Source organism: Methylophaga sp. UBA1464 (assembly GCF_002325665.1).
Classification (GTDB): Bacteria; Pseudomonadota; Gammaproteobacteria; order Nitrosococcales; family Methylophagaceae; genus Methylophaga.
The window spans coordinates 9,609-14,069 of record NZ_DCSO01000087.1; the positions used below are offsets into that span (position 1 = coordinate 9,609).

Annotated in this window: 5 protein-coding genes; 4 read left to right on the top strand and 1 reads right to left on the bottom strand. The window is 45.0% G+C overall.

From position 1 onward, the window contains the following. The 4 genes from hpnE to B3O33_RS11285 form a co-directional block, all read left to right on the top strand. A partial coding sequence (gene hpnE / locus B3O33_RS11270) for a hydroxysqualene dehydroxylase HpnE (protein ID WP_292363606.1) occupies positions 1 to 1,373 on the top strand: 1,373 nt, incomplete at its 5' end. Positions 1,374 to 1,446: 73 nt separating this feature from the next. Continuing rightward, positions 1,447 to 1,812 carry a hypothetical protein gene (locus B3O33_RS11275; protein WP_292360584.1) on the top strand — a complete coding sequence of 122 codons (366 nt, stop codon included), beginning with the start codon at positions 1,447 to 1,449 and terminating at the stop codon, positions 1,810 to 1,812. 8 nt (positions 1,813 to 1,820) lie between these two features. Then, on the top strand, positions 1,821 to 2,582 hold the full coding sequence (locus tag B3O33_RS11280) for an SDR family NAD(P)-dependent oxidoreductase (RefSeq protein WP_292360586.1): 762 nt from the start codon (positions 1,821 to 1,823) through the stop codon (positions 2,580 to 2,582). Positions 2,583 to 2,671: 89 nt separating this feature from the next. Further along, positions 2,672 to 3,598: a GGDEF domain-containing protein gene (locus B3O33_RS11285; RefSeq protein WP_292360588.1), complete on the top strand. Its 927-nt coding sequence runs from the start codon at positions 2,672 to 2,674 to the stop codon at positions 3,596 to 3,598. Here B3O33_RS11285 and B3O33_RS11290 read toward each other — a convergent pair. After that, a partial coding sequence (locus B3O33_RS11290; RefSeq protein ID WP_292363608.1) for a pseudouridine synthase occupies positions 3,595 to 4,461 on the bottom strand: 867 nt, incomplete at its 5' end. The two genes, B3O33_RS11285 and B3O33_RS11290, sit on opposite strands and share 4 nt — an antisense overlap.

A 4,461-nucleotide genomic window follows, 5' to 3' on the forward strand; every position in this document is an offset into this window, starting at 1 on the left:
GCGAATATCGCTTACTCCAATCCGTAAATTGTGGCTGGCCTGGCGAACCCTGCGTCGTGAAAAAAAGCGCATCAAAAGCCATCGCTAATATGCAAACCCTTATTATTGGAGGTGGCTGGAGCGGCCTTGCTGCGGCAGTTCGCTTAGCTGAAAAAGGCCAAAACCCCATAGTTTTTGAAGCAGCAAAACAACTTGGCGGACGGGCACGAACGGTCAGATGGCAAGATATTGACATTGATAATGGCCAACATTTGATGATTGGTGCATACCGACATATGCTGGATCTGCTTCATCGGGTTGGCATAGAAGAAAACAGCGTGTTTCAGCGCAAGTCATTAGATCTGCAAATCCTTGATCCTTACTTTTCTCCACTCCATTTATCCACCACGAGGTTATTACCTTGGCCAATTGCAATATTGCCAAAGTTATATAGCAGTCTCGGTTGGCAAGGCTTAATGAGCTTTTTGCGAATTGCCAGACAGATAAATTCATCATCCGTTTCACCACACCTTACAGTAGAACAATGGTGCAGACAGACAAACCAATCGTCACGCATCATCTCGCAATTATGGGTCCCGTTGTGTCTGGCGATTATGAACACTCCAATAAGTCAGGCGTCAGCCAGTGTTTTTGCTGCCACTTTGAAGGATAGCCTTGCTGCAGACAGGCAATCTGCCGATTTGCTAATCCCTAACAAACCCCTCGGCAAGGTACTTCCAGAACCATGCAACAAATTTATTCTCAACCAGGGCGGTGAAGTGCGATTGCAGTCCCGTATTGAGAAAATCGTAATTGATGCTGGAAAAGTCACTGGTGTAATCACCAGTAAAGATGAATTTATTAACACAGAAAATATCATTGTCGCGGTGTCACCCCGTATTCTGCATAAACTTTTAGGTAAGCAGCTTAACTTACCGAAAGTTACTGAATATCCTATAACCACGGTGTATCTGCAGTATTCGGCGCAATTTAGATTAAAAGCCCCTATCATCGGTTTGAGTAATAGCTTATCTCAATGGATCTTTGACCGCTCAGATCAATCCCCCGGCCTGATTGCAGTCGTTATCAGTGGGCCAGGAGAGCATGAATTGCTAACAAAACTACAGCTCATTGAACAGGTTATCACTGATTTAACAGGAATTTTGCCTGAACTTCCCCATCATTATCTGGCAACACATGTAATCCGGGAAAAACGAGCCACTTTCAGTTGCGGGGTGGTTGATAACAGCCAGAGACCTAGCTGTAAAACCATAATAAATGGGCTCTGGATAGCTGGAGATTATGCAGAAAACGCTTATCCTGCTACATTGGAAAGTGCTGTAATGAATGGTTATCGAGCGGCAGAAAATATTTTAGTGGGAAATTTACCCTAACAACCTGTCGATATAGTCGTAATTGCTTGTTATACTCGCCCATTAGTTCATTTAAACCTAAAGAGGGGATGCCATGTTAAATCGTATGCGTTTAATTTTTACCGGTCTTTTTTTGAGTCTGGCCCTGATCGCCTGTAGCAATGAAAGCGACAACGCTGTCACCGATAGCAGTGAAACAGAGACATCAGCTCCTGCAACAGTAGAATCTGCACCGGAAGCTGCTGAAGCAGTAACCGAAGAAAATGAAAATGGCATCCAGGCCGGTATGACCAGAGATGAGCTTATCTCGACTTACGGCGAGCCTGATATTGCTCAAGAAAGAACGCTTGATCAAATGAATATGGAAACTCTGGAATGGCATAATGATGACGCATTGATTATTGCCCAATTATTAGATGGCAAAGTCACTTACGGCCGTATCGTTCCTAAATCTGAATAAAATTCGCCATGTTATCCCAAGCTGAGCAGTCCATACTCAGCGGGCAGGTTGTGCTTGTTACCGGTGCCCTAGGTGGCATCGGTAGCGAAGTCGCACTGGCTTACGCTCGGCATGGCGCAACGATCATTCTGCTCGACAAACATATTTCCCAGTTGGAAAAGCTTTACGATCTTATTCTGCAGGAAAGTGGCATTGAACCCGCTATATTTCCCATCGATTTTAAAGGGGCAAATGCAGAGAATTACCAACAACTCGCTCACACCATCAAAGAAACCTTTGGCCGCCTTGATGGTTTAGTTCATTGTGCAGCGGATGTTGGACAGTTAGCCCCCATAGCCAATCAGGATATTAAACAATGGACGGAAACCCTGCAGGTTAACCTGACTGCAGCTTTCTTACTGACTCATTCATGTCTTCCATTGTTGCAGGAAACGGCTGAGCAAAGCTTTATTATTTTCACCACTGACAGCCAACATGATAAGGCCTATCGTGGCGCCTATGGCTTGAGTAAAGCCGCCTTAGAGTGTTTCTGCCACCAATTATCACTGGAAACTGAAGCTGCCGCTAAAGTCCGGGTGAATTGTATTGACCCCGGTCAGGTAAAAACCAAACTGCATGCCCGGGTTTACCCAGCAGCTGATCCACAGCACTTGCCGGAACCCACCGCCGTCATTCCGGCCTATCTCTATCTTGCCAGCGCACAAAGCGGCCATTTACATGGTCAATGTTTGAATGCGCAGATGGAATTACCCGTCAAAGTTTTGGCTTAACTACATAACACCTTGTAAATATTAGTAATTTAAACCATGGCACATATTTAGCATGGTTATTGTAAATTATCTTATTTACGAGCGTGCACATGATTCATTCACTGCCATCAGACACCACAAATTTGCGTCGACTGGAACAGAATACGGTTTCGGTTATACAAGCAGGCCCGATTTCCGCTGAACGCGATGATGCGTTAGCTAAATTACCTTTAATTTTACAGACATCCCTGGATACCAGACAGTTACTCAGACTGTTTGATGAACAGATCAAACCTTTGCTCGCTCACAGTGGCCTGCAGTTTACGCATCCTGATAATAAATTTGAGTTCAGATTGGGCGCAAAACGCCATCATAAATGCAATTATCAACTGGAAATTGACCATGAGTATCTTGGTCAACTGACTATAAGCCGTGCTTATCGTTTTTCCAGTACAGAAATTAACCTGGTTGAGGATTTATTGTGCAAACTGGTTTACCCACTCAGAAACAGTCTGCTTTATACCCGCGCTTTAGATGCTGCTCTGACTGATACGTTAACCCAGCTTCCCAACAGACAAGCATATAAAAATACCATTGAACGTGAAATTGACCTGGCTCATAGGTTAAAACTGCCATTGTCGTTATTGGTTTTAGATATCGATCACTTTAAACAGATAAATGACAACTTTGGTCATCAGGTCGGTGACGAGACTTTATGCCGCGTTGCTGACACATTACTGTCCAGCTTAAGACGCAGTGATGCATTGTTTCGTATTGGTGGTGAAGAATTTGCCATCGTACTCAGTCATTGCCATCATGAAGCCGCTCTGCTGGCAGCAGAACGACTTCGTCACGCCATCAATGATTTAAATCAAAGCGATAGTGAACAACAATTTCCCGTCACTATCAGTATTGGTCTGGCTGAATTATGTGTAGGAGAATCAGCTGACAGCTTATTTCTTAAAGCTGATGAAGCGTTGTATCAGGCAAAATTTGCCGGGCGTAATCAGGTAGTTACGGCCAGTGTGAGCCTTTAATGTTCACTGCGTCCACGAATACGTGGCCCTTTTCTGGTTTTTGGGGCTTCACGTTTACCAGATCTGGGGGCGGTCTTTGTTGCCGCTTTTGCGGATTTATCAGGCCACTTTGATGATTTAGGCGCTTTATCGACAGGAACTTCTTTTTTATCCGCAATTTTTTCTGCTGGTGCTCCCTTCTTGCCGGGTTTGGATTTTAATCCCGCTTCTTCATACAGATATTCCAGCTCTTTCCCTTCCAGCATCATCCAACGACCAGGTTTAAGTTTATTCGGCATAATCACTGGTCCATAACGTAAACGAACCAAACGACTTACCTGAACACCCTGACTTTCCCATAGCCGTCTGACTTCACGATTACGGCCTTCCTGAATCACCACATGAAACCAGCTGTTAGCCCCTTCGCCACCGCCGGGCTGAATATCAGAAAAATGCGCTTTGCCATCTTCCAGTTCAACACCATCACGTAACGTCTGCATCATTTCCGAGGTAACATCGCCTAATACACGAACGGCATATTCACGATCCATCTCATTGGATGGATGCATTAACTGATTAGCCAGTTCACCATCGGTAGTCAGGATAATCAAGCCACTTGTATTCAAATCAAGACGACCGACACTGACCCAACGACCTTCTTCAGGTACAGGCAAGGACTGGTAAATAGTTCTACGACCTTCCGGATCACTGCGAGTACAGACTTCACCCACCGGTTTGTGATACAGCAATACCTGCGGCATTGATTGCTGCCAGATCCGCTTGGATGATAAAGGTCGCCCTTCAAGCGTTACCCTATCCCTTTCAGAAATTTGATCGCCGAGAGTGGCGGGCACACCATTGACCTGTAACTTGCCGTCTTTTAT